At 61.9% G+C, this 23,257-nt stretch carries 23 protein-coding genes and 1 pseudogene; 13 read left to right on the top strand and 11 right to left on the bottom strand.

Annotated features, from left to right (window positions below):
* Positions 1–137 precede the first annotated feature (137 nt).
* On the top strand, positions 138–2,339 hold the full coding sequence (gene katG, locus EOC93_RS10870; protein ID WP_095483985.1) for a catalase/peroxidase HPI: 2,202 nt from the start codon (positions 138–140) through the stop codon (positions 2,337–2,339).
* A gap of 77 nt (positions 2,340–2,416) precedes the next feature.
* Here the strand turns inward: katG and EOC93_RS10865 are convergent, their stop codons facing one another.
* Positions 2,417–3,094: an aquaporin gene (locus EOC93_RS10865; RefSeq protein ID WP_095483588.1), complete on the bottom strand. Its 678-nt coding sequence runs from the start codon at positions 3,092–3,094 to the stop codon at positions 2,417–2,419.
* 337 nt (positions 3,095–3,431) lie between these two features.
* Between EOC93_RS10865 and EOC93_RS10860 the strand changes: the two genes are divergently transcribed.
* The 4 genes from EOC93_RS10860 to guaA all read left to right on the top strand — a co-directional run bounded on the left by EOC93_RS10860 (position 3,432) and on the right by guaA (position 7,563).
* On the top strand, positions 3,432–4,721 hold the full coding sequence (locus EOC93_RS10860; protein ID WP_127204600.1) for an RsmB/NOP family class I SAM-dependent RNA methyltransferase: 1,290 nt from the start codon (positions 3,432–3,434) through the stop codon (positions 4,719–4,721).
* Positions 4,722–4,818: 97 nt separating this feature from the next.
* Complete coding sequence (locus tag EOC93_RS10855) at positions 4,819–5,277, top strand: PaaI family thioesterase (protein ID WP_126103611.1); 459 nt, start codon at positions 4,819–4,821, stop codon at positions 5,275–5,277.
* A 4-nt stretch (positions 5,278–5,281) separates the two neighbouring features.
* A complete protein-coding gene (locus EOC93_RS10850; protein WP_126107241.1) occupies positions 5,282–5,947 on the top strand; it encodes a 5'-methylthioadenosine/S-adenosylhomocysteine nucleosidase in 666 nt (221 codons plus the stop codon).
* Between the two features lie 53 nt (positions 5,948–6,000).
* Positions 6,001–7,563, top strand: coding sequence for a glutamine-hydrolyzing GMP synthase (guaA, locus tag EOC93_RS10845; RefSeq protein WP_127204599.1), 1,563 nt, complete (start codon positions 6,001–6,003; stop codon positions 7,561–7,563).
* 441 nt (positions 7,564–8,004) lie between these two features.
* Here guaA and EOC93_RS10840 read toward each other — a convergent pair whose 3' ends face one another.
* Positions 8,005–8,898 (bottom strand): LysR family transcriptional regulator, encoded by an 894-nt coding sequence (locus EOC93_RS10840; RefSeq protein WP_095483592.1) that lies wholly within the window; start codon positions 8,896–8,898, stop codon positions 8,005–8,007.
* Between the two features lie 228 nt (positions 8,899–9,126).
* On the opposite strand from EOC93_RS10840, the gene EOC93_RS10835 reads away from it, so the two are divergent.
* Positions 9,127–9,861 (top strand): SDR family oxidoreductase, encoded by a 735-nt coding sequence (locus EOC93_RS10835; protein WP_127204598.1) that lies wholly within the window; start codon positions 9,127–9,129, stop codon positions 9,859–9,861.
* Between the two features lie 71 nt (positions 9,862–9,932).
* On the top strand, positions 9,933–10,532 hold the full coding sequence (locus tag EOC93_RS10830; protein ID WP_127204597.1) for an NADPH-dependent F420 reductase: 600 nt from the start codon (positions 9,933–9,935) through the stop codon (positions 10,530–10,532).
* Between the two features lie 133 nt (positions 10,533–10,665).
* Here EOC93_RS10830 and EOC93_RS10825 read toward each other — a convergent pair whose 3' ends face one another.
* Positions 10,666–11,253, bottom strand: a complete 588-nt coding sequence (locus EOC93_RS10825; RefSeq protein ID WP_126103609.1) for a TetR/AcrR family transcriptional regulator — start codon at positions 11,251–11,253, stop codon at positions 10,666–10,668.
* 134 nt (positions 11,254–11,387) lie between these two features.
* Here EOC93_RS10825 and EOC93_RS10820 point away from each other — a divergent pair, with 134 nt between their 5' ends.
* From EOC93_RS10820 to EOC93_RS10795, 5 genes are all read left to right on the top strand, one after another.
* A complete protein-coding gene (locus EOC93_RS10820) occupies positions 11,388–12,029 on the top strand; it encodes an NADPH-dependent F420 reductase (RefSeq protein WP_348627362.1) in 642 nt (213 codons plus the stop codon).
* Between the two features lie 46 nt (positions 12,030–12,075).
* The gene (locus tag EOC93_RS10815; protein WP_127204596.1) at positions 12,076–13,029 is read left to right on the top strand and encodes an SDR family oxidoreductase; all 954 of its coding nucleotides are present in this window, start codon (positions 12,076–12,078) and stop codon (positions 13,027–13,029) included.
* 74 nt (positions 13,030–13,103) lie between these two features.
* On the top strand, positions 13,104–13,724 hold the full coding sequence (locus EOC93_RS10810) for an NAD(P)-binding domain-containing protein (protein ID WP_027152442.1): 621 nt from the start codon (positions 13,104–13,106) through the stop codon (positions 13,722–13,724).
* A gap of 260 nt (positions 13,725–13,984) precedes the next feature.
* On the top strand, positions 13,985–15,094 hold the full coding sequence (locus EOC93_RS10800) for an epoxide hydrolase family protein (protein WP_127204595.1): 1,110 nt from the start codon (positions 13,985–13,987) through the stop codon (positions 15,092–15,094).
* 10 nt (positions 15,095–15,104) lie between these two features.
* Positions 15,105–15,443, top strand: a complete 339-nt coding sequence (locus EOC93_RS10795; protein WP_095483598.1) for a hypothetical protein — start codon at positions 15,105–15,107, stop codon at positions 15,441–15,443.
* Positions 15,444–15,477: 34 nt separating this feature from the next.
* On the opposite strand, the gene EOC93_RS10790 is transcribed toward EOC93_RS10795, so the two are convergent.
* The 6 genes and pseudogenes from EOC93_RS10790 to EOC93_RS10760 form a co-directional block, all read right to left on the bottom strand.
* Positions 15,478–15,849, bottom strand: coding sequence for an AlpA family phage regulatory protein (locus EOC93_RS10790; RefSeq protein WP_126103606.1), 372 nt, complete (start codon positions 15,847–15,849; stop codon positions 15,478–15,480).
* 792 nt (positions 15,850–16,641) lie between these two features.
* Positions 16,642–16,796, bottom strand: a pseudogene (locus EOC93_RS34735) (alpha/beta hydrolase); the annotation flags it as partial.
* 3 nt (positions 16,797–16,799) lie between these two features.
* Complete coding sequence (locus EOC93_RS10780) at positions 16,800–17,612, bottom strand: SDR family NAD(P)-dependent oxidoreductase (RefSeq protein WP_095483600.1); 813 nt, start codon at positions 17,610–17,612, stop codon at positions 16,800–16,802.
* 143 nt (positions 17,613–17,755) lie between these two features.
* Positions 17,756–18,259 carry an SRPBCC domain-containing protein gene (locus EOC93_RS10775; RefSeq protein WP_127204594.1) on the bottom strand — a complete coding sequence of 168 codons (504 nt, stop codon included), beginning with the start codon at positions 18,257–18,259 and terminating at the stop codon, positions 17,756–17,758.
* A 235-nt stretch (positions 18,260–18,494) separates the two neighbouring features.
* A complete protein-coding gene (locus EOC93_RS10765) occupies positions 18,495–19,124 on the bottom strand; it encodes an NADPH-dependent F420 reductase (RefSeq protein ID WP_281033132.1) in 630 nt (209 codons plus the stop codon).
* A gap of 127 nt (positions 19,125–19,251) precedes the next feature.
* The gene (locus EOC93_RS10760; RefSeq protein ID WP_127204592.1) at positions 19,252–19,986 is read right to left on the bottom strand and encodes an SDR family oxidoreductase; all 735 of its coding nucleotides are present in this window, start codon (positions 19,984–19,986) and stop codon (positions 19,252–19,254) included.
* 268 nt (positions 19,987–20,254) lie between these two features.
* Between EOC93_RS10760 and EOC93_RS10755 the strand changes: the two genes are divergently transcribed.
* The gene (locus tag EOC93_RS10755; protein ID WP_127204591.1) at positions 20,255–21,151 is read left to right on the top strand and encodes a LysR family transcriptional regulator; all 897 of its coding nucleotides are present in this window, start codon (positions 20,255–20,257) and stop codon (positions 21,149–21,151) included.
* A 540-nt stretch (positions 21,152–21,691) separates the two neighbouring features.
* Here EOC93_RS10755 and EOC93_RS10750 read toward each other — a convergent pair.
* Entirely contained in the window at positions 21,692–22,762 is a 1,071-nt protein-coding gene (locus EOC93_RS10750) for an adenylate/guanylate cyclase domain-containing protein (protein WP_127204590.1), read from the bottom strand.
* A 3-nt stretch (positions 22,763–22,765) separates the two neighbouring features.
* Positions 22,766–23,257: a Rab family GTPase gene (locus tag EOC93_RS10745; RefSeq protein ID WP_245458105.1), complete on the bottom strand. Its 492-nt coding sequence runs from the start codon at positions 23,255–23,257 to the stop codon at positions 22,766–22,768.

Below are 23,257 nucleotides of genomic sequence, written 5' to 3'. Positions count from 1 at the left end.
ACCTATCGCGACAAACAGGAAAGGCAATTTGTTTTTATCGGCAATGCGGCCTAGTCTGGAACCATTCCAGAATGGCGTGGCTCAAGGCCCGTCCGGAAAATCAACAAATCCCGGAAATCAACAAATCGGAGAGAACGATGGACGCAAAGACCGATGACAAGAGCGCGGGAAAATGCCCGGTCGCGCATGGATCGGCCGGCAGGACCAACCGTGACTGGTGGCCAAACCAGCTTGACCTTGCCGTTCTCCACCAGCAGTCGAGCCTCTCGGATCCGATGGGCGAGAACTTCGACTACGCCGAGGAATTCAAGAGCCTCGATCTCGATGCGGTGATCAAGGACCTGCACCAGGTGATGACCGATTCGCAAGATTGGTGGCCGGCCGATTTCGGCCATTACGGCCCGCTCTTCATCCGCATGGCCTGGCACAGCGCCGGCACCTATCGCATAGGCGATGGCCGTGGCGGCGCCGGCGCCGGCCAGCAGCGTTTCGCGCCGCTCAACAGCTGGCCGGACAACGCCAATCTCGACAAGGCACGCCGGCTGCTGTGGCCGATCAAGCAGAAATACGGCAGGAAGATCTCCTGGGCCGATCTGTTGATCCTCACCGGCAACGTCGCGCTGGAATCGATGGGCTTCAAGACGTTCGGCTTCGCCGGCGGGCGCGCCGATGTCTGGGAGCCCGAGCAGGACGTGGACTGGGGGTCGGAAACCAAGTGGCTCGGCGACGAGCGTTATTCCGGCGACCGCGAACTTCGGGGCCATCTCGGCGCCGTGCAGATGGGGCTGATCTACGTCAACCCGGAAGGGCCGAATGGCACGCCCGATCCGTTGGCCTCGGCACGCGACATCCGTGAAACCTTCGCACGCATGGCTATGAACGACGAGGAAACCGTGGCGCTCATCGCCGGCGGTCACACCTTCGGCAAGACCCACGGCGCCGGCGATGCATCGCTGGTGGGGCCGGAGCCGGAAGGCGCCGGCATCGAGGCGCAGGGCCTCGGCTGGTCGAGCAAGCACGCCACCGGCATTGCCGGCGACGCCATCACCTCGGGCCTCGAAGTGACCTGGACCACGACGCCGACCAAATGGAGCAACAACTTCTTCGATAATCTGTTCAACTACGAATGGGAACTGACCAAGAGCCCGGCTGGCGCCCATCAATGGACGCCGAAGGGCGGCGCCGGTACAGGCTCGGTGCCGGACGCGCACGATCCGTCGAAGCGCCGCGCGCCGGCGATGCTGACCACCGACCTCGCGCTGCGGGTCGACCCGGCCTATGAGAAGATCTCGCGGCGTTTCCACGAGAATCCGGATCAGTTCGCCGATGCCTTCGCCCGCGCCTGGTTCAAGCTGACCCATCGCGACATGGGGCCGGTTGTCCGCTATCTCGGCCCGCTCGTGCCGAAGGAAGAGCTGATCTGGCAGGACCCTATCCCGGCCGTCGATCACGAACTGATCAGCGAGCAGGACATCGCCTCGCTGAAGGCGAAGATACTGACCTCTGGCCTGTCCGTTTCCGAACTGGTCTCGACCGCCTGGGCCTCGGCCTCGACGTTCCGCGGTTCCGACAAGCGCGGCGGCGCCAACGGCGCACGCATCCGTCTGGCGCCGCAGAAGGACTGGGAAGTCAATCAGCCGACCGAACTGTCGAAGGTGCTTGCGCAGCTCCAAGGCGTCCAGAGCGAGTTCAACGCCGGGCAGACGGGCGACAAGAAGGTCTCGCTTGCCGACATGATCGTTCTCGGCGGCGTCGCCGCGATCGAGAAGGCCGCCAAGGACGGCGGCCATGACGTGGAGGTGCCTTTCACGCCAGGCCGCATGGACGCCTCGCAAGAGCTGACGGACGTCCAGTCCTTTGCCGCGATCGAGCCAAAAGTCGATGGCTTCCGCAATTATGTCAGGGGCAAGCAGCCGATGTCGGTCGAAGCGATGCTGGTCGATCGGGCGCAGCTGCTGACCTTGACGGCGCCCGAGATGACGGTGCTCGTCGGCGGGTTGCGGGTGCTCGGCGCCAACACCGGCAAGTCGAAGCACGGGGTGTTCACCGACAGGCCGGGCACGTTGACCAACGATTTCTTCGTCAACCTGCTCAGCATGAACACGGTCTGGGATCCGGCCGCCGGCTCCGATGAAGTCTACGAAGCGCGCGACCGCAAGACCAAGGCGGTCAAGTGGACCGGCACCCGCGCAGATCTGATCTTCGGCTCGCACGCGCAGTTGCGTGCGCTTGCCGAGGTCTACGGGTCGGCGGACGCCGGGCAGAAGTTCGTTAGGGATTTCGTCGCGGCCTGGACCAAGGTGATGAACGCCGACCGCTTCGATCTTGCCCGGGGCTGAGGCGGCAAGTGATTCTCTAATTTAACAAAAAGGCGCGGGCCTTGACCCGCGCCTTTTTGTATTGAAGCCTTCGAAAATCAGTCTTTCTCGAAGATGCGGGTCTTGGCGACCACGCCGGCGATGGCGCCGCCGATCAGCGGTGCGACAATGAACAGCCAGAGCTGGCCAATCGCGACACTTCCTGAAAACAGCGCCGGGCCGATCGAGCGGGCCGGATTGAGCGACGTGCCGGTCACCGGGATGATGGCGAAGTGCAGCCCCGCCAGCGTCAGGCCGATGACAAGGCCGGCAAAGGCTGTCGTGTGGCTGCCGCTGGTGACGCCGAGGATCACCGTCACGAAGGTGAAGGTTCCGATCAGCTCCCACAGGAACGCCGAGCTGACGCCCCATTTCGTCGCATCCCAGCCATTGGCGCCGAAGCCGCCGGTGTGTCCGCCGACCTGTCCGGAGACGATGATCCACAGCGCCAGCGACGCGATGATGGCGCCGATGATCTGCGCGATCCAATAGGGGATGACGTCCTTGGCCTGCATTCGGCCGGCAAGGAACACGCCGAGCGTCACCGCCGGGTTGAGATGCGCGCCCGAGATCGGGCCGATCGCATAGGCAGCCGCAATCAAGCCGATGCCGAATGCAAGACCGATGCCTTCCTGGCCGAGCGGCAGCGCGCCGCCGAAGCCGCCCGTCACCACCGAAGCCGTGCCGATGAACACCAGTAGAAATGTTCCTAGAACTTCCGCCAGATAAGTCTTCATTGCCCTCTCCTCGTAATTTTCCCGCCGATCCGCTTGCAGTTCTTGGCGAATCACGCAGCGAAAGAGTATCGCAACTTCAAAAGTTTGGAAGCACAAGCATTGCGCCGACTACAGCGCCGCGCGTCCTTTGGGACGCGCAAAGGACGCTGTAGCACTTTGATTTTGCGCATGATCCCTTACCGAAAAATCGATTCCGATTTTCGGGGTCGTGCGCTAGAGCTGTGGGTGCCGACATATCTGCGCTCGATCTGGTGTCCGAGGCTCTCCCCGCTTGTGTGCGCCAGTCGCGCGCTTTAGAGCAGGGCGGAAGTAATTTGCTGAATAACGGAATAAGAAGATGCGACTGGGCGGACGGCTGGCGGCGGCCATCGAAGTGCTGGAGGATATCGGCCGGCGGCACCGACCGGTCGCCGATGCGCTGAAGGACTGGGGCCTGTCGCATCGCTTCGCCGGCGGCGGCGACCGCGCTGCGATCGGCAACATCGTCTATGACGCGCTGCGCCGGAAGCGCTCAGCCGGCTTTTTGCTGGGCGAGGACACGCCGCGCGCCATCGGCTTCGGCGCGCTGCTGCTCGAATGGAACCAGACCGCGCAGTCGCTGAACGAAGCGCTCGACGGCGACAAATTCGCGCCGCCGCTGCTCAGCGCCGACGAGCTGAAGGCGGTCGCCGATAGCAGGCTTGCCGATGCGCCGCCCGCGGTGCGCGCCGACATTCCGGACTGGTGCGAACCGCTTTTCGAACGGGCCTTCGGCGCCAGCTGGGTCGATGAAGGCGCAGCGCTTGCGACGCGTCCGCCGCTCGACCTCAGGGTCAACACGCTGCGGGCCGATCGCAGCAAGGTGCTCGCCGAGCTGGCCGAGACCGATGCCAAGGCTGCAAGGATCGCGCCGCACGGCATCCGCATCCCGCCGATCGCAGGTGACGGCAGGCACCCGAACGTGCAGGCGGAACCGGCCTTCCAGAAAGGCTGGTTCGAGGTTCAGGACGAAGGCTCGCAGATCGCCGCCACGCTGGCTGGCGCCGAGGCTGGGATGCAGGTCCTCGACTTTTGCGCCGGCGCCGGCGGCAAGACGCTGGCACTGTCGGCGGCGATGGACAATCGTGGCCAGGTGTTTGCCCATGATGCCGAAAAGGCGCGGCTGGCGCCGATCTTCGACCGCATCCGCCGCTCGGAAAACCGCAACGTGCAAATCGTCACCAAGCCGACGGAGCTCAGCACCCTCTCGGGCCACATGGATATCGTCCTGGTCGACGCACCGTGCACCGGCAGCGGCACCTGGCGGCGCCGGCCCGATGCCAAATGGCGGCTGACGCAGAGACAGCTCGATGCACGCAAAGGCGAGCAATCGGCGATCCTCGACGCGGCCAACGCCTTCGTCAAACCGGGCGGGCTGCTGGTCTATATCACCTGCTCGGTGTTCGACGAGGAGAATGGAGAACAGGTCGTAGCCTTCCAGGATCGTAACAGCGACTTTATTCTAGTCGATCACCGCCAGCTCTGGGACAGCCGCTTTCCGGGCCACGAGGCGGCCGCGCGTATCGGCGCCGCAGGCGGCATTTCGCTGTCGCCGGCGCTGAGCGGTACCGATGGGTTTTATGTCTGCGCGCTGCGCAAGGGCGGCTGAACCTTGCCAGCGGACTTGATTGTTGCAGTGCAGCAATAGCGATTGCCTGCCGCTCATGCCTCTGCAATAAGCTTTTCAGACAGGAGCGCGACAAGCCATGGCTGCAAAGATCGTACCCGCCCCCGACTATGAGGATCGCGTCAGGACGTCCTTCGCGCGGCAGAACGCCATGATGACCATCGGCGCCGAGCTGACGCTGGTGACGCCCGGCATCATCGAGATCGAGATGCCCTATTCGGCGGCGCTGACCCAGCAGCATGGCTTCCTCCATGCCGGCGTCATTTCGACGGCGCTGGACTCGGCCTGCGGCTATGCGGCATTCTCGCTGATGCCGGAGAACTCCGGCGTGCTGACCATCGAGTTCAAGGTCAACCTGCTGGCGCCGGGCCGGGGCGAGCGCTTCCTGTTCCGCGGCTCGGTGACAAAGCCCGGCCGCACCATCATCGTCGCCGACGGCCAGGCCTATGCCTTCGCTGTCGACGGCGAGGCCAAGCTGATCGCCACCATGACCGGAACGATGATGACGGTGGTCGGTCGCGATGGCATCGAAGGCTGATCCGATGCGCAAGGCGGTCAGGATTGCGGGTAGGGACGTCCTCTTCGTGATGGCGGCGCAGGCCGAATACGGTCCGCATCTGCAGCGGCTTTTCACGCCTGTCATGACAGGGGTGGGGCCGGTCGAGGCGGGTGTCAGGCTGGGCGCGGAACTGTCATGGCTGAAGTCTGAAAAGGCGCTGCCGGACCTCGTCGTGTCGCTCGGTTCGGCTGGGAGCCGGACGCTGGAGCAGACGGAAATCTACCAGGCCGTTTCGGTCGCCTACCGCGACATCGACGCCTCGCCACTGGGGTTCGAGAAGGGCGCGACGCCGTTTCTCGACCTGCCGGTGACCGTGCCGCTGCCGTTCAGGATTCCTGATATAAGAGAGGCGACGCTGTCGACCGGCGCGGCGATCATTTCCGGCAGCGCCTACGATGCGATTGCGCAGGACATGGTCGACATGGAGACCTTCGCCTGCCTGCGTGCCTGCCAACTGTTCGGCGTGCCGCTCGTCGGCCTGCGCGGCATTTCCGACGGGGCTGCCGATCTCAGGCATGTCGGCGACTGGAAGGAGTATCTCCACGTCATCGACGAGAAGCTGGCGGATGCGGTCATGCGGCTGGAACAGGCGATCGGGTCCGGCGCCCTGGAATTCGGACCATCGCATGAGGACGCGAAATCGGATTGAGAGCCGCCTCTCAGCCCATTGCGCCGACTCGTTTCTTTCTCTAAACGCTCGCCATGAAGATAGCCAATCACCCCGACACCGTCCTGATTGTCGATTTCGGCAGCCAGTTCACGCAGCTCATCGCCAGGCGCATCCGCGAGGCCGGCGTGTTTTCCGAGATCGTGCCGTTCCAGTCGGCCGAAGCGGCGTTCAAGCGCATCAAGCCGAAGGCGGTGATCCTGTCCGGCGGCCCGGCCTCGACCGGCGACATCGGCAGCCCGCGCGCCCCGCAGATCGTCTTCGATGCCGGTGTGCCGGTGCTCGGCATCTGCTATGGCCAGATGGCCATGTGCGTGCAGATGGGCGGCGTCGCCGAAAGCTCCGACCATCGCGAATTCGGCCGTGCCTTCGTCGAGATCCAGAAGGACAGCCCGCTGTTTGAGGGCCTGTGGGCGCCCGGCCAGCGGCACCAGGTGTGGATGAGCCACGGCGACCGCGTCATCTCCTTGCCCAAGGGATTCGAGGTGTTCGGAAAATCAGAGGGCTCGCCCTTCGCCATCTTCGGCAATGTCGAGCGCAAGATGTACGGCATCATGTTCCACCCCGAAGTGGTGCACACGCCAGACGGCGCCCGGCTGCTCCAAAACTTCGTCCACAAGATCGCCGGCATAGAAGGTGACTGGACCATGCGCGCCTACCGCGAGCACGCGGTCGAGACGATCCGCAAGCAGGTCGGCAAGGGCAAGGTCATCTGCGCGCTATCGGGCGGCGTCGATTCCTCGGTCGCAGCACTCCTGATCCACGAGGCGGTCGGCGATCAGCTTACCTGTATCCTCGTCGACCACGGGCTGATGCGCAAGGACGAGGCTGCTGGCGTGGTGGAGATGTTTCGCCAGCACTACAATCTGCCGCTCATGCTGGTCGACGCTTCGGACCGTTTTATCGGCGCGCTCGAAGGCGAGTCGGACCCGGAAAAGAAGCGCAAGACCATCGGCCGGCTGTTCATCGAGGTGTTCGAGGAAGAGGCCGAGAAACTCGGCGGCGCCGATTTCCTGGCGCAGGGCACGCTCTATCCCGATGTCATCGAAAGCGTCTCCTTCACCGGCGGCCCGTCGGTGACGATCAAGTCGCACCACAATGTCGGCGGCCTGCCTGAGCGCATGAACATGCAGCTCGTCGAGCCGCTGCGCGAACTGTTCAAGGACGAGGTGAGGGCGCTCGGCAAGGAACTCGGCCTGCCCGACAGCTTCATCGGCCGGCACCCGTTTCCCGGTCCTGGTCTCGCCATCCGCTGCCCGGGCGGCATCTCTCGCGAAAAGCTGGAGATACTGCGCGAGGCCGACGCCATCTATCTCGACGAGATCCGCAAGGCCGGCCTCTACGACGCCATCTGGCAGGCTTTCGTCGTGCTGCTGCCGGTGCAGACCGTCGGTGTGATGGGCGATGGCCGCACCTATGAATTCGTCTGCGCGCTGCGCGCCGTCACTTCGGTCGACGGCATGACCGCGGATTTCTACCACTACGACATGGCGTTCCTGGGCGCCGCCGCCACCCGCATCATCAACGAGGTGCGCGGCATCAACCGCGTCGTCTACGACGTGACCAGCAAGCCGCCCGGCACAATCGAGTGGGAGTGAGGGATAAAAACGGCGGCAATAGCGTAGTTTCGGCGGTGCTTTTCGCCTCCGCTTAATTGCCGCTCCCATCCGTCTTTCACTTCCATTGAATTCGCCTACTCCATTTCTTTCCTACAGGATCGATCTGCGCCCGCTTCGGGATGGTGTAAAGCCGCTTCCATTGGCGGGAGTGCTCTGGCGTAGAATAGCGTGCACAAAGGCGGGTCTGCTTCGAGCCCCGTTGTTGTCGTCGGTCAGGAGTGTGCACGGCGATCCCGAAACCGGCCGTTCCGCATGCGGCCTGAGAAGCGGTACACTCACGTTTTCAGCTTGGACTTTGCAGCCATTCCCGCTTGCACCGTTGTACGTCGGTTTGCGACAGAAGCCGACGTTCCCGCATTTACCCCCATTCTCCCCCTAAACGAGCAAGACCCGGCAAGCGTCGCCGCGATCTACTGCGCGTCAGTCGCGCGATATGGACAGCCCCGCTAAAAGTGGGGCGTAGGCGGCGAGTCTGCGGGATACGAACTCGGTGAAGAGCCGCACGCGCTTCGTCTTGCGTGTCTCCCCCTGAGTGAGAACCCAGATCGGTCCATACAGGTGTAGGTTGGTACCTGGCACCCTCTCCAATAAGGGATCGGCATCTCCGACGAAACACGGGAGCGTCGTGATGCCTATACCTTGCCGGACCGCCGCGATCTGCGCTTCGAAATCCATAGTCCGGAACGGAGTCCCAGTCGTGCGAAGTTCTCCCTGGCGGGTCCAGTCCGGTACTCCATGACCACTTATGGCGATCCACCTGGGATCCGGCCCGCCCGCCTGCCACTCGGCCAGTCGATCGCCGGACATGTAGAAGCCGCCGTACAGCTCCGGTCCCTTCAGACCGTGAAGATTGAGCGGCAAGGCTTCGCGGTCATAGACGACACGGATCGCCACGTCGGCCTCTCGGTTGGTCAGATTTGCCAGCTCGCCGGACGACAGGATTTCCATCTCGATGTCCGGATGCAGGCGTACGAAATCCGCGAAGTTCGGCATTAGCAGGTGTGCTGCGAGGGGCGCCGGCAGCGTCACCCGCAGAAGCCCGCGCACGCTTTGATCGCGCCCCAAGACGCGCGTTTCCAGCTGGTGCGACGACGCTTGCATCTGGTCCGCGAACTCGAGGACCTCCTCGCCCGCAGCTGTTAAGCGGTAGCCCGAAGGCAGCTTTTCGAACATCTGCGCCCCGAGGCGGTCCTCGAGCTGGGCGATGCGTCGCAGCACGGTCGCGTGGTTCACTCCGAGACGTTTGGCGGCGGCCCGCACTGAGCCTCCTTGCGCGGCGGCGAGAAAGTAGCGAACGTCATCCCAGTCGATCATGGTGCATTCCCGCGCCGCGCAGTGAGGCTTCCGAAGCTCACTCTAACATACAGAGTCGGATTTTGCGCGAACATCGCGGCGTCTGGTTATCGGTATGGATCGTTTTCGCACCACCGATGTGTGCGATTGCTCACTGCCTGGCTGACTTCGGCAGGGCCATGTTGAGCCTCTCGGAAAGACCTCCCGTACAGCCAAAGTCCCGAGATGGCGAAACGAAGGATACACGATATGACCAGATTGAAAGGAAAGACCGCCGTCATCACCGGTGGCGCCACCGGCATCGGCCTCGCCGCTGCAAAGCGCTTCATCGAGGAGGGCGCTTTCGTCTTCATCTTCGGCCGTCGGCAGGATGCGCTCGACGCCGCCCTCGTCGAGCTCGGGTCCAATGCCCGCGCGGTGCAGGGCTCGGTCTCCGATGAGGCCGATCTCGACAAGCTTTACGCGGCGGTGAAGACCGAGCGTGGAACCCTCGACATCGTCTTTGCGAACGCCGGGGTAGGAAGCCAGCTTAAGCTCGGCGAGATCACCGCCGAGCACATCGACGAAACCTTCGACGTCAATGTGAAGGGTACGATCTTCACCATCCAGAAGGCGCTGCCGCTGATGGGCGAAGGCGGCTCAATCATCCTGACCGGATCGAGCGCAGGCACCACGGGCGCCCCGGCATTCACTGCCTACAGCGCGAGCAAGGCGGCAGTGCGCAACCTCGCGCGGACCTGGGCGGAGGATCTGAAGGGCACCGGCATCCGCGTAAACGTGCTGTCGCCCGGGGCGATAGCGACCGAACTCGCGACCGAAGCGTTGGGCGAGGAGGGCCTGAAGGCCTACGGCTCGATGACTGCATTCCAGCGCATGGGCAATCCGACGGAGCTCGGGGCGGCTGCTGCCTTCCTCGCCTCATCGGACAGCAGCTTCATGACCGCCAGCGAGGTAGCCGTTGACGGCGGCCTAGCGCAACTCTGACGCGCTACACCTGGACGGGTTCCGTCGATACTCGGAGCCCGACCGGCGTGGGAAAATAAAGGAGAATAAATATGAGCTACGCAATTGTCGGCTTCGGCAATATCGGCAAGGCCCTAGCCAAGGCATTTGCCCGCAAGGGCATCGAAGTATCCGTCGCAACCACGCGCGACCCGGAAAGCTTTGCATCCGATGCGGCCGCGATCGGGCCTACGATCGTTCCCAAAAAGCTGGCGGAAGCGGTCAAGGCAGACATCATCTTTTTGGCCGTGCGTTTCGACTCGCACCCGGACGTCGCGAAGGCACTTCCCACCTGGCAGGGGAAGACCATCGTCGATGTGACCAATGCCTATGGCGTGCCCCCTGAGCAACTGGGCGGACAGCCTTCTTCCAAGTTCATTGCGCAGGCGTTCTCTGGTGGAAGACTGGTCAAGGGCTTCAACCATTTGGTCGCCGCGGTCCTTGACCAGGATCCGGCCGTAAAGGGTGGCAGGAGAGTCATATTCCTCGCGAGCGATGATGAAGGCGCTGCAGTGGAGATTGGTACACTCGCGGAAAATCTCGGCTTCGCGCCGATCAAACTAGGCGGGCTTTCGGAAGGCGGACTGCTCGTGCAGGCGCGCGGGAACAGCTGGGGCCGGCTGATCTTCAAGGACCTGGTCAAGTTCGACTGATGAACATGACGTCCCCACCGGCAGGGACACGATGCACGCATCGGATCGTGCTCGATCCGATGCGTGCGGCCGAGGTGACGCCTGGAAGCAAAGGATGAAGTGCTCCGCCTCTCGTCAGCAGTATGATGGATACTCAGTTTTGACGGTCGAGCGCAGCAGAAGCCGATCCGGTCGACGGGTTCGCCAGAATGGCGCCCGTAATGATGCGAAAGAGATGATCGGCCCGCGGCGCGAATGAGGGTTGGTCGACCGCCCAGCCGAGAGCCGTCATCAGGGCGAACAGGTCATCCCCATTCATGTCGGGCCGCGCCGCGCCTTCGGCCTGTGCACGGAGCAGCAGTCGCGCGCTCGCCGAGTGCACCGCAGCGCATGAAGCATAAAGAGCGGAGTCCGGGTTCGTGTGGGCGGCGGCCATCATGGCGACGACGCCCCTATAGCTTTGGGCGAACACCAACCATTCCTGGAACCAGGAGATGAGCGCTTCGTCAGGTGAGTTCGACGTTTCGAGTTCATCTGCCCTCTTAGTCAGTGCGTCCAGATTCGTACACAGCAACGCTTCGAACAAGGCTTCTCGCGTCGGGAAATGACGCAGCAGCGTGGCCAACCCGACGTCGGCCCGGCGGGCGATATCGCGCATGGACGCATTGATACCGTGCTCGGTGACGACGTCACGCGCGACCGCGAGGATATGGTTGTAATTTTTTTTTGCGTCGGCTCGCATGAGATGCCTTGATAACCGGATCGGTGATCCGTATATGTGGATCGGTGATCCGATTGTTAAGCGGATCGGTGAACCACTAAATAGAGTGCGTCTGCACAAATGGCAACAAAGGCGCTGCCCGCCCCGCGAGGAAAATGAACATGAGCACCATCAGCATCATCGGCTCAGGCGGTATGGCCGCAGCGATCGGCGGCCTTGCCGCCAAAGCCGGACACAGCGTCGAGGTGATGAGTCGCGACGCCGCCAAGGCGCGGGCGCTGGCCGAGCAGGTTGGAGCCGGCGCGACGACCGGAACGTTTGGCGCCGCTCCGGTCGGGGACATCGTCATCTTGGCGGTGCCTTTTTCGGCCGTTCTCGACGTGGTGAAGCAGTACGGCGAGAAGCTGGCAGGCAAGCTCCTCGTCGACATCACCAACCCCATCAAATCCGACTTCAGGGTTTTCTTGACTCCTGAAGACAGTTTCGGCGCGCAGGAGATCGCCAAGGTTGCTCCTGCCAATGCCACTATCGTCAAGGCGTTCAACACCCAGAACGCCCAGGTCCTGGCTGTCGGTCCAATCGGGGGCCATCCATTGGACGTGTTCATCGCCGGGGACGACTCTCAGGCGAAGGCGCGCGTCTCGGCGTTCATCGACAGCCTCGGACTACGTCCGATGGATACCGGGCGGCTGATTATGGCGCGGACGTTAGAGCACGCCTGCATGCTGTGGCTGGGCCTCATGACCCACTCCATCAAACACACCAACTTCTCAATCCGCGTCAGCCTCCTCGGCTGAGCCCACGGCACCACGTCTCGCATCACATTACCCAAGGAGCAGCAGTATGCGCGTTTTAGTTACTGGCGGGACCGGCCATATCGGTTCGTATATCATCCCCGAGCTCATCGCGGCCGGACATGAGGTCATTGGCCTGGCCCGATCGGACACATCCGCGACTGCGGTGTCGGCGCTCGGCGCCAAGGTACGTCGCGGGGATATCACCGACCTCGACGGGCTCAAGGCCGCGGCGGCGGAGTCCGACGGCGTCATCCACGTCGCGCACCGGCAAGACCTGCTGCCCTCTGGCGGGATCGACGCCGTGGCCGCCGCGGAACTCCAGATCATGCTCGCCTACGGCGAGGCGCTGGCGGGGACCGGAAAGCCGCTCGTCGTCTCGGGGAGCATCGGCTCGCCGGGGTGGGAAAACCTGGGCCGGCCAGCCACCGAGGAAGATCCGGCTCTTCCCGGCGGCGATGCATACAAGGGCACCCTGCGGGTTCGTAACGCCGTGGAACTCGCCGTGATCGGCTTAGCGGGACGGGGCGTGCGGTCTTCGGTCGTCCGAATTCCTCCCATCGCGCACAGCACGACCGATGCCGGCTTCCTCCAGCTGCTGATCGGTCTCGCGAAGGAGAAGGGCGTTATCGGTTACCCCGGAGACGGCGCGAACCTCTGGCCGGCTGTGCATGCCCGCGACTTGGCCTCCCTGTTCCGCCTGGCGCTGGAGAAGGGGCCGGCTGGCAAATATTGGCACGGGATTGAGCGCGACGGCATCCGGTTCCGCGAGATCGCTGAGGCCATTGGCAGCCGTATGGGCGTACCCGCTGTGCCCATCCCTGCGGACGTACTGATGTTGCCTGGCTTCTTCGGCTTTCTCGCGAATTTGGTCACGCTGAACCTTCCGGCGTCCAACGCCATCACCCGCCAGACTCTCGGCTGGGATCCAGTTCAGCCGGGCCTGATCGAGGACCTCGACAACGGCCATTACTTCCCGGCGGGCCGTATCGCGATCCCGTAATTCGTCAAACCAATAAACGGGATCCCCCGTCTAGAGACCACCAGCAATAACCCCATCTCAATAGGAGACTGCACATGAGCATTATCAGCATCATTGGCTCTGGAACTATGGCCACGGCGATTGCCGGCCGTGTCGCCAAGGCTGGACACACTGTCGAGGTGGTCGGCCGCGACCCCGCCAAGGCGCGGGCGCTCGCCGACCAACTTGGAGCCGGAGCGACCACTGGGACATACGGAGCCGCCCCCGCGGGCGACATCGTCATCCTCGCCGTGCCGTACAGCGGTGCAGCGGCGGCGGTGGCCGACTTTGGGAAAGCGCTCGATGGCAAGGTGATCGTCGACATCGCCAACCCGGTTGCCCCCGACCTCTCGGGCCTCGTCACGCCCCACGGCAGCTCTGGCGCGCAGGAGACCGCAAAGGGCCTCCCCGCCGGCGCGCATGTTGTGAAGGCGTTCAACACGATCTTTGGTCACGTGCTTGCGAAGGGTGGACGCCTCGACGCGTTCATCGCAGCCGACGATGCGGAGGCGAAAGCGCGCGTCTCGACGTTCCTCGAAAGTCTCGGGCTGCGTCCGCTCGACGTGGGCGGCTTGCACATGGCCCAGACGCTGGAGGCGCTCGGTTTGATGATGATTGGCCTCGCCAAAAACGGCGCTGGCACCTGGGACTTCGCCATGAACGTCGATATCGGCTGAATCACCGACATCAGCCCTCACCGGCAGATCCGCAACACCACTGGAAGCAAGTCATCCGATGGCTGTCGTCACCCGATGAGTCGGGCGTGCTGTCGGGTGCCATGTGGTTCGCATGGTCAATGCGGCTCGGAAACACATAGTCGGCAATAGCACCGCCCCGACGTTCGAGCCATGCTAATAGGCTGAAGCGCACATCGGAGGTCAATTCGAATTAGACCGGTCGGCCGGTCTTCTGCTGCACTACAGCCAAGGAATCGATCATGATCACTCCCTTCCAGATTCCCTATGATGCGGACCAGACCGCTGACCTTCGTAGCCGCCTCGCACGGACGCGTTGGGCCGACGCGGTAACTGACGACTGGACCATGGGAACCGAGCGCGGCGTCCTCAACCGGTTCATCGATTTCTGGCGTGACGGCTATGACTGGGCGCAGCGGCGAGACCGGCTTAACCAGCTTCCCCATTTCTGGACGACGGTCGACGGCCATGGCATACACTTTCTGCATTTTCGCAGCGGACAAAGTGGATCTATCCCGCTACTGCTGATGAACGGGTGGCCGTCCAGCTTCGTGGAGTTTCAGCGTATAGCGCCGCTGCTTACCCAGGGAACGCCGGCATTCGATGTCGTGATCCCCACCATGCCCGGCTTCGGCTACTCGGACAGGCCAACCCGGCCCTACGAGGCGGAGCCCAGTGACCTTTATCCGAAGCTAATGACGATGCTAGGCTATGGGCGGTTCGTCGTGGCCGGGACTGACATCGGCTCCGGCCTTGCCACCCGGATAGCCCTTCGGCATGCGGCGCGTTTGCTGGCTCTGCATGTCTCGGCGGTCGCGCTGAAGCCGATTCCAGAAGATGCGTCGCCCCTGTCGAAAGCCGAGATCGACTATGACGAGCGCCTCCAACTGTGGAGCCGGGAGGAAGGGGGCTATCAGGCGATCCAGAGCTCGAGGCCACAAACTCTCGCCTTTGGGCTTGCCGACAGTCCTGTTGGCCTCGCCTCGTGGATTGTCGAGAAATTCCGGGCCTGGACGGACTGCGATGGCGACATCCTCTCTGTCTGGCCACTCGAAGCCTTGACTGACACTCTGACGATCTACTGGATGACCAACACGATCGGGTCGTCTGTCCGCTACTATTACGACGCCGCCCGGCTGCGGCCGCCGCTGCGGGCAGATGACTTCGTGCATGTCCCCACCGCCGTCGCTATGTGGCCACATGATCTGACGCTCGCGCCGCGCGAGCGGGCGGAGCGGCTCTACAATGTGCGGAGCTACACCGTCTTTCCGCGTGGCGGGCATTTTCCGGCCTGGGAAACGCCGGAACTCTACGCCGACGATTTGCGAAAGATCGCGCTCGCCGCGATCTGAACGAACAAGCGTGTTCCGCTTCACTCACGAGCGGGCACGGCTCGTGGAGATTGCCCGCCAGCGGTGTGCCGAGCAGGCGCGGCTGGCCAAGCTCGAAGAACAGCGGGTAGAATATCTCGATCGCAAGCTCGCGCAGGCAGAGCCGCGTGATCGACTACGGACGTTTCTGACGACGCTTCCCGCTGACCCCGTCTCCGAGGAAGCGTCTGCCTTTCATGCTTTCATCGAATGGGCCCGACCGCGGCTGAAGAAGATGGACGCCCAACTGCAACTCGCGACGATAGCCGCTGAGGCGGCGGAAATGGAAGCCTTCGCACCAACTGACGATGCCAACGGTCTGCAACGATAAGCCATCGCATCCATGGGATGCGATGGCTTCAGTGTTAGTCCGATGACCTATCAGTCTGTTTGACCGGCCGGGCTTTGCGCTGATGGACATCCGGCCCGGGCGCGATCTTCGCTCGGCCCTCAAGACAGGTCTGGCGGCGCTGCTCCAGCCACGCTTCGACCTCCTCCAGGTCCCACACGATGCATCGCGGCGTGAGATTGAAGCGGCGAGGGAATTCCTCGCGTTTTTCCATTTCATAGATCGTGCTGTCGGCGAGCGGTACGATGAGCCGGAGCTCATTCCGTCGGATGTTTCGTGGTAGCCCGGTCAGCACGGTGGCGGGACCGGAATATCCCACCGGGTCTTTGTCGTCGTAATCCTGATACGGTATCGTCAGGATGCGAACGCGATCTGGCTTCTTGGTCATGTTTATCCTCCGTGGTTGAAGGATGTTTGATGCCGCTGCGGCTTTGCCTGGTCGCGTAGCTATCGTTGGTCGGGAACCTGACGGTACTTTTGGGTGTGCTCACGTTTCGAATGTCAGGCCTGGAAAGGCAGGCCGAGAGCCAATAGTAGTCGATAGATCGCTCGTGGGGGTTGGCCAAAATTCGCCAACTAAATCAGAACGGTAGGATCCTGACGGGTCCTAGGCCGGTAGTATTTGGACCGAAAAAATATTTTCTTGGGAAAATTCAATTAGTTAGCATAGGGCCGAACGATCGAGTGGGAGTGAAGTACCGTGGAGTAGATTGGAGTACTGTCGGATACATTCGGAAATTGTTGGTCCCCGATAGTGGGCGATAGTTCGCGGGCGATTCTGCAAGAACGAGCAGCAGTTTTGCAGATCGGCGATAGACCTTGCGATTGTGTGTCGAGATGTTCAAGGGGATCGATACACCGCGCCGTTCACGGCACATGCTTCGGATTGGGATTGGAGCGCCGATAAAAATCCTCGGACAATAGACCTCATGTTCCGGGGATTTGTATCAGGGTCTAAGCCCGGTCGAGACCAACGAGACGAGCACAAGGCCGCCGAGCACAGCGAAAAGGGCGCCATAGCTGAATACGCTCTCGTGCCCCCGTAGTTCCAGAGTGCTCCCGCAATGAGGCTGGCGACGAGCTGCATGACGCCGACCGTCGTGCTGTACCAGCCAATGCCGCTTGCCCGCAGATGCTGGCACAAAATCCGCGGCGAACGTTGAAGTCGGCAACCGCGGCATCAGGCCTTAAAGAAGGCCAGCAGGTCCGCCTTGATGATGTCTGCGTGGGGCGTGGGCTGCCGTGCGGCAGATCCTTGTAGACCTTCGGCGTGCCGTTCTTCAGCAGCTTGGCCGACGGCGGACCTAAGTCGGCGAGCGGAACAATTTTGGCGTCCTGCTACGCGACGAAACGGACCACGCCGCCATCCACCCGTAAAGCCGCGCCGGTTGTCGCCGAAGCCTGCTCCGAGCATGCGTAGATGATCATGTTGGCTACCTCGTCGGTGGTCGCGAAGCGTTGGATGAGGGTGGTCGGACGCATCGCCTTCAGGAAGCCCTGCTCGGCTTCCTGAAGCGTGATCCCGTTTGCGTCAGCCCGCTTCGCCATGAAGTCGCCCAGGATCTCAGAGCGGGTGGGTCCCGGCAGGACGGCGTTGACGGTGACGCCCGTGCCCGCGACCGCCTCGGCAAGCCCGCGCGAGACCGCGAGTTGAGCTGTCTTAGTCATGCCGTAGTCAAGCATTTCCTTGGGGATGTTGACTGCGGACTCGCTACTTACAAACACGACGCGGCCCCAGCCTTTCGCCACCATCCGCGGCAGATAATGACGGGTCACGCGCACGCCACTCATTACATTCAACTGGAAGAGACCAAGCCAGTCCTCGTCCGGGATCTTCGCGATGTCCTCGACGCCACTGTAGCCCCGGATGTGAGCCGTGCCCACGTTGTTCACAAGGATATCGGCGTCCGGCGCCTGCGCGATCAAGGCTTCGGCACCCTCCGTTGTCGCAAGATCGGCGGCGATACCCGAGATGTCGCTTCCGGGAAAGGCCTGTCGCATCTGCCGTACCGCCTCGTCAATCCGGACGTATCCACGGCCGTTGATGACGACCGATGCGCCGGCACGGGCTAGTCCCTCCGCGGTAGCACGGCCGATGCCTGCCGTTGACCCCGTAACGATCGCCTTGCGGCCCTTCAGTTCGATATTCATGTTATTTCATCTCCAAATTATAGGTGAACAAGGCGATCGATCCACTGATCCAGGCTGGAAGCGCAGATTGTCGCCCGTCGAGTACGGGCAACATCCGGACGAAGGCAGCGTTGGGAAGCGTGGATAGCGCCAGGACAGGGGCGTCAGCTCGCTTTCTTTGCTGCTTCAGCCTCCGCTGCGCGGGCGAGGCTTTCGACCCACTCCTGGTGATAGCGGTAGAGCGCGCCGGGATGCTTGTGCCCGAGAAGGTCCAGAAACCAGGCTCCCTGTTGCGTCTCCTCGGTCAGGACATGGCAACCATCGTTAGTCGGCGTGATAACCCAGCCGTGATATGCGCTCGAGCCGGTCTCATCGCCTTCGACTGTCGTCGCCCAAGCGAGCCGGCGCAAGGGCTCGAACTCGGTCACGACAAGGCTCATCGGGAATCCGACGGTGACTCGACTGTACGTGGTTCCGAGCGCCAGTTCCGCCTCACCTGTCAGGATCTTGACCTGGTCTTCGGCAGGAAAGTAGCTCAGCCAATTCTCGGCATCGACGAGCAGCTTCCAGACCACTTCAGGCGGCGCCTTAACGTCGATGTCGTTCAGCGCATAGATGGCCGACGTTCTGGGGTCATACCGCTCCGGCCAGATTACATGGTCGTACATGGTTCATTTGTCCTTTTTGAACAGGTCCTGGAAGATCAATGGCGCCCAGCTCTTGTCCCGCGCCTGCACTAGCTGACCGCCTTCCGCGATCTTGCCGAGGCTAACCGGCCCATACGCCGTCAGGCCCAGCCCAACCTTCGCGACTTTGTGGCGTTCAAATATTCGGTCGCGCGCTGCTCGAAGAAATTGGCGCGCGCGACCAGTTCTCGGCGCCGATCGCACGGTCGTAGATTGATTACTGCTCCTTCTTGAACAAATCCTGGAAGATGAGCTGGCCCCAAGTGCGGCCGCGTGCGTGCACCAGCGCGCCACCCTCGTTGAGCTTTCCCAGCTTGACGGGTGCGAACCCGAGTTGTTTGGCCAAGGTCGCCACGGGAGCGATCGCGTCCTCGTCGTCGCTCGTCAGAAAGACGACCCGGTGGCCGCCCTCGACGAGCGGATCGGCAGCCAGGGTGGCCGCAATCAGGTGATTGAAACCTTTCACGAGCTTGGCGCCGGTGAACGCTTTCGCGATGACGGCGGAGGACGGGAGGCCGTCCAGCTCTTCAGGGACTGGAAACATGTTCGTCGCGTCGATGACTGTCTTGCCTTCCCAGCTCGGCAGGGCCTTCGCAACCTCGCGATGCTCCCCGAACGGGACCGCCAAGATGATTGTGTCGGCCTCAAGCGCATCCCGCAGCGACTTGGCGACGACCGTGGGTCCGATCGCCCGAGCTTGCGGCGCCAACGCCTCGGGCGGACGGCGGCTCGCGACGGTCACCTTGATGTTTTTACGGGCAAAGGCGTGGGCGAGGGCCTGGCCTACCTTACCGAATCCTACAATTGCGTAGCTCATAATACTTCTCCGATCCGTGTTGGTATTGATTCCCCGGCCTTCAACGGCGCTGGGTTATCCGTTCTGCTGTGTGGCGACCTTTGCGTAGACGTCGCGTCGTGAACCATGGACACGCTAGTTCCCGCCGGTCAGCCGCCTCCCGCGATCCGGCGCGATTTCAGATAGCCGAGAAGCCGCCGTCGACAGACAACTCCACCCCATTCACGAAGCTCGAATCGTCTGAAGCAAGAAACAGCGCGACCGCCGCAATTTCCTCAGGACGACCCATCTTTCCCCGCGGGATCAGGGATTCGAACATCTGCTTCGCCTCCTCGGTGAGAACTTGGTCCTGCATCAGTGTGGCGATCGGCCCCGGGTGCAGCACGTTCACCCGAATATTCCTGCCCTTCAGCTCGTTGAGCCACCCGCGCGCGAATGCGTGCAGCGCCGCCTTGCTCGCCGCATACACGCTGTAACCAGGAAAACCTTTGATCGAAGCAACTGACCCGGTCATGAAGATCGATCCGCCATCGTTGAACAGCGGCAACGCCTTCTGAACCGTAAACAGCGTGCCACGCGTATTCAGGCCGAAGGTCGCATCGAAATGCTGCTCGGTAATCTCGCCCAGTGGGACGGCTTCGCCCGTGCCGGCGCTCGCGTACAGGACGTCGATCTTGCCCTTTTCCCGCTTGACTGTATCGAACAGGCGGTCGAGGTCGTCGAGATTGGACGCGTCGCCGCGCACGCCGGTCACGTTCCGGCCGATCAGCTTGACGGCCTCGTCCAGCGCCTCCTGCCTCCGGCCCGTGATGAAAACATAGGCGCCTTCTTCAACGAACCGCTTGGCGCTCGCCAGCGCCAAGCCGCTCGATCCACCCGTGATGACTGCAACCTTACCGCCAAGCTTTCCCATGACTTCTCCTGTCGTGGTGTCGGGACAGCATCTGCCTCCGAGACCCTCGAAATGGGTCCGCCGGCGTCAGTTGTTGAGTGCGGAAGCGCGCACATCGGTGGTGCAAAATCGATCCGGCTGGACGACCGACGCCAGCCGCGACGATCGGTGTCCGCTTTTCGCAATTGGGCCGCGCTCGTCGACATAGGCTATGATGACCGCCTGTATTGCTGTTCGATGTGTTAGATACAGACTTTGGAAGGCGCACCGCGCGGTGCCGGATTGCACCATGATCGACTGGGATGACATTCGCTACTTTCTTGCCGTCGCGCGCGGAGGCTCAGTGCGGGCTGCCGCCGAGCGCCTCGGGGTGTATCACTCGACCGTGCTGCGACGCATCGCTCAGCTCGAGGAACGCCTCGGGGCGCAGATGTTCGAAAAGCTGCCTTCGGGCTACCGCCTGACGGCTGCGGGCGAGGAGGTCCTCGAGCTCGCGAACCAGATGGAAGCGTCGTCGCACCAGTTGGAGACGCGCGTCTTCGGTCGCGACCAGAGCGTGCGCGGGCTTCTGCGGGTGACGTTGGCTCCGACCCTTGCGACACATCTGCTCATGCCGGATCTCGCCGATTTCGCGCGTCTGCATCCGGACATCGAGATGGAAATCCTGTCGTCCGGCGAGCTGGCAAATCTGACCAACCGAGAGGCCGACGTGGCGATCCGCGTCGTCTACGACCGCAAAACCCTGCCGCTCAATCTTCACGGACTGAAGGGACCGGAGGTGCTCGGCGGCGTCTACATGTCCCGGGATAGACTAGCCGCATGGCGTGCGGGCGCGCTTGATCCCATCCGGTGGATCGTCATAAGCATGCATGGAATTCCGGATTGGGCCAGCGAGGGTGAGGTTCGCACCACGGAGGTTCCGTTCAGGACTACGGGCGCCGACGCGCAGATCGTTGCTGTACGGCAGGGCCTCGGGATCACGACACTGCCGTGCTTCGTCGGAGATGCCGACCCCCTGCTGGTGAGGGTGCCGGGCACAGACCTGCACATGTACGGAACGCTCTGGCTTCTCACACAGGGGGAAACACGCAAGACGAAGCGCGTGCGGCTCTTCACGGAGTTCGTATCCCGCAGGCTCGCCGCGTACGCTCCGCTTCTCACGGGGCTGTCCATATCGCGCGACTGACGCCCGGCAGGTCGCCGGCGACGCTTGCCGTAATCCGGTCGGAAGCCGAGCTGCGATCGCTTGGAGCGGCGGCGTTCAATCCGCGAATGGTGCGCCGTATCGCAACCAGCGCGAGGGCCACACTACCGACGGACGACGGACTTCACCATCGCTGATGGTCTTTTTGGCAGGCTGGAGACGCCGCTTTTGCGGAGAACTCCGAGGAAAATAGACCAACCGATATCGATAGTCTTTGAAACCGAGCGGATCGCCGAAATTCTCCTTTGAATTCAAGAGCGAGAATTTCTGACGGATCCGGGATACGGTTCTTCATCGTCAGCGGAAAGATTTTCCTCGATGGATCAATGCGTTCTGATGCTTCAGAACAATCGAGTGGGAGTAGGGGGAATCGGCGGCGATAGTGTAGGTTCGGCGGACTTTAAGCTCCGTTCCGTCCGCATCTCGGCTGTTCTTAGCGTTCTTGTTTTTCGGAGCTGCTGAAAGCTGATGCCGATGGATCGAGCAAGCTGCGCTCCAGGGTCGGCACTGCCAAGCGGCAAATCAGGCCGGGAGCCGCCACATTCGCACACGACCTGTACCACGCAATTCCGTTTCCGCGAGTGGATCGCAGGCAAAATTTGGTCCAAGCAGTTTGTGAGTCGCATCCGAAATACGGATTTCATCGGGCTCCGCGGACGTTTGAATACGTGCGGCGAGATTAACGGTCTCGCCCCACAGGTCGTAGGCAAACCGCCTTTTGCCTATGACGCCCGCGACGATTGGTCCTGAGTGAATTCCAATTCTGAGTCTTAGCGGTTCTCCTGCGAAGCGCTCGAGCTTAACCGCCTTCCGCAGTTCAAGTGCATAGTGCGCAAGGGCTTCCGCATGATCGGATCGCGCGACGGGGAGGCCAGCGACCACCATCACACAATCGCCGATTGTCTTGATCTTTTCGCAGCCGTATCGTTCCGAGAGCAGATCCGCCGCCTTGAAGAAGTAATTTAAAATAGCGAGCGTCGTCTCGGCTCCGACGCTCCGCGCTCTTTCCGTAAAGCCGACGATGTCGGCAAAAAGCACACTCACCTCTGCGTGGTTGTCTGCAATTTGTTCGTCCGCTTTTAACCGCTCCGCGATCGACGCTGGAAGAATGTTGAGGAGTAGGCTTTCGGCGCGCTGGTATTCACGCGACAATCCCTCTTGGCTCTGCCTCAACGCCTCGTTCGTCAATTGTAATTTTTCGTTGAGTTGACGCTCCCTCTCTTGCAGGAGTGTCATTTCATAAGCCTTCTGTTGAAGCCGCTGCCTATTGTCGCGTTCGGCGGTGGCGTCAAGAAAGAGCAGCCACACGCAGGCATTGTCAGCAAAAAGATGAAGGTCCGCGACACGCCCGCTGGGCAGTTCGACCATGGCCATATGATATGGCAGCTCCGGGCAAGGCAGCAAGCCTTCCATGAATTCAAGTTGCTCGGCAACAGGCCTACCAATGCGAAGTGATGAGAGTCCGTAATGTTCAACACTACCGCCCTTCGCAGCGATGCAAAGCTGGGCGTCAATTTTCAGGTATGCGACAGAGTGCTCGTTGTAGAAGAAATCGTAAATCCAGCTTCTGACTTCTCTTGGCAATCCATGCATGGTCTATTTGGTGACCATCGAAGCAAGCTGACGAAATGCATCATCAACATGTTCACCCGAAAGCGCGCTTGTTAGATAGATTTGCCATCCAAGTTGCCTCAGTTCGTTAATCTCACTATCCGTTATTGCCCACCGATCGGCCAGATCGGATTTGTTGAACAGCAATACAAACGGCATAGCGCCGAATTCGGCCTCGGCCCGCTCGCGCAGCGTGAGCGCCACGGCAAGTGTAGCGGCGCGGGTTCCATCGACGACAAGCACGAGCCCGCTCGCACCTCGCACATAGCTGACGCGAAATGAGCCGATATCGTCTTCGCCGGCCAAATCCCACAGAATCAGATCCACGGTTTTGTCTGGGAATGCGACGCTCTTCTTGTCGATTTTCACTCCCACCGTGGTCAAGTAGGTTTCTGAAAAGATGCTTTGCACAAACCTGCGAACCAGACTCGTCTTTCCGACAGCGAACCCGCCCAACATGCAGATCTTCTTTTGCAA

Source organism: Mesorhizobium sp. M6A.T.Ce.TU.002.03.1.1, from assembly GCF_003997275.1.
In the GTDB taxonomy this organism is placed as follows: domain Bacteria; phylum Pseudomonadota; class Alphaproteobacteria; order Rhizobiales; family Rhizobiaceae; genus Mesorhizobium; species Mesorhizobium mediterraneum.
Note: the sequence above shows the minus strand (reverse complement) of the source record. Positions and strands in the feature narration are given on the sequence as shown.

Bases quoted from the DNA above. Each gene is read 5' to 3' on its own strand.
- EOC93_RS10750 (WP_127204590.1), bottom strand. From the start codon at position 22,762: ATGCATGGATTGCCAAGAGAAGTCAGAAGCTGGATTTACGATTTCTTC.
- EOC93_RS10810 (WP_027152442.1), top strand. From the start codon at position 13,104: ATGAGCATTATCAGCATCATTGGCTCTGGAACTATGGCCACGGCGATT.
- EOC93_RS10800 (WP_127204595.1), top strand. From the start codon at position 13,985: ATGATCACTCCCTTCCAGATTCCCTATGATGCGGACCAGACCGCTGAC.
- EOC93_RS10860 (WP_127204600.1), top strand. From the start codon at position 3,432: ATGCGACTGGGCGGACGGCTGGCGGCGGCCATCGAAGTGCTGGAGGAT.
- EOC93_RS10790 (WP_126103606.1), bottom strand. From the start codon at position 15,849: ATGACCAAGAAGCCAGATCGCGTTCGCATCCTGACGATACCGTATCAG.
- EOC93_RS10760 (WP_127204592.1), bottom strand. From the start codon at position 19,986: ATGGGAAAGCTTGGCGGTAAGGTTGCAGTCATCACGGGTGGATCGAGC.
- guaA (WP_127204599.1), top strand. From the start codon at position 6,001: ATGAAGATAGCCAATCACCCCGACACCGTCCTGATTGTCGATTTCGGC.
- EOC93_RS10755 (WP_127204591.1), top strand. From the start codon at position 20,255: ATGATCGACTGGGATGACATTCGCTACTTTCTTGCCGTCGCGCGCGGA.
- EOC93_RS10865 (WP_095483588.1), bottom strand. From the start codon at position 3,094: ATGAAGACTTATCTGGCGGAAGTTCTAGGAACATTTCTACTGGTGTTC.
- EOC93_RS10855 (WP_126103611.1), top strand. From the start codon at position 4,819: ATGGCTGCAAAGATCGTACCCGCCCCCGACTATGAGGATCGCGTCAGG.
- EOC93_RS10835 (WP_127204598.1), top strand. From the start codon at position 9,127: ATGACCAGATTGAAAGGAAAGACCGCCGTCATCACCGGTGGCGCCACC.
- EOC93_RS10830 (WP_127204597.1), top strand. From the start codon at position 9,933: ATGAGCTACGCAATTGTCGGCTTCGGCAATATCGGCAAGGCCCTAGCC.
- EOC93_RS10840 (WP_095483592.1), bottom strand. From the start codon at position 8,898: ATGATCGACTGGGATGACGTTCGCTACTTTCTCGCCGCCGCGCAAGGA.
- EOC93_RS10780 (WP_095483600.1), bottom strand. From the start codon at position 17,612: ATGAATATCGAACTGAAGGGCCGCAAGGCGATCGTTACGGGGTCAACG.
- EOC93_RS10815 (WP_127204596.1), top strand. From the start codon at position 12,076: ATGCGCGTTTTAGTTACTGGCGGGACCGGCCATATCGGTTCGTATATC.
- EOC93_RS10820 (WP_348627362.1), top strand. From the start codon at position 11,388: ATGAACATGAGCACCATCAGCATCATCGGCTCAGGCGGTATGGCCGCA.
- EOC93_RS10850 (WP_126107241.1), top strand. From the start codon at position 5,282: ATGCGCAAGGCGGTCAGGATTGCGGGTAGGGACGTCCTCTTCGTGATG.
- EOC93_RS10825 (WP_126103609.1), bottom strand. From the start codon at position 11,253: ATGCGAGCCGACGCAAAAAAAAATTACAACCATATCCTCGCGGTCGCG.
- katG (WP_095483985.1), top strand. From the start codon at position 138: ATGGACGCAAAGACCGATGACAAGAGCGCGGGAAAATGCCCGGTCGCG.
- EOC93_RS10775 (WP_127204594.1), bottom strand. From the start codon at position 18,259: ATGTACGACCATGTAATCTGGCCGGAGCGGTATGACCCCAGAACGTCG.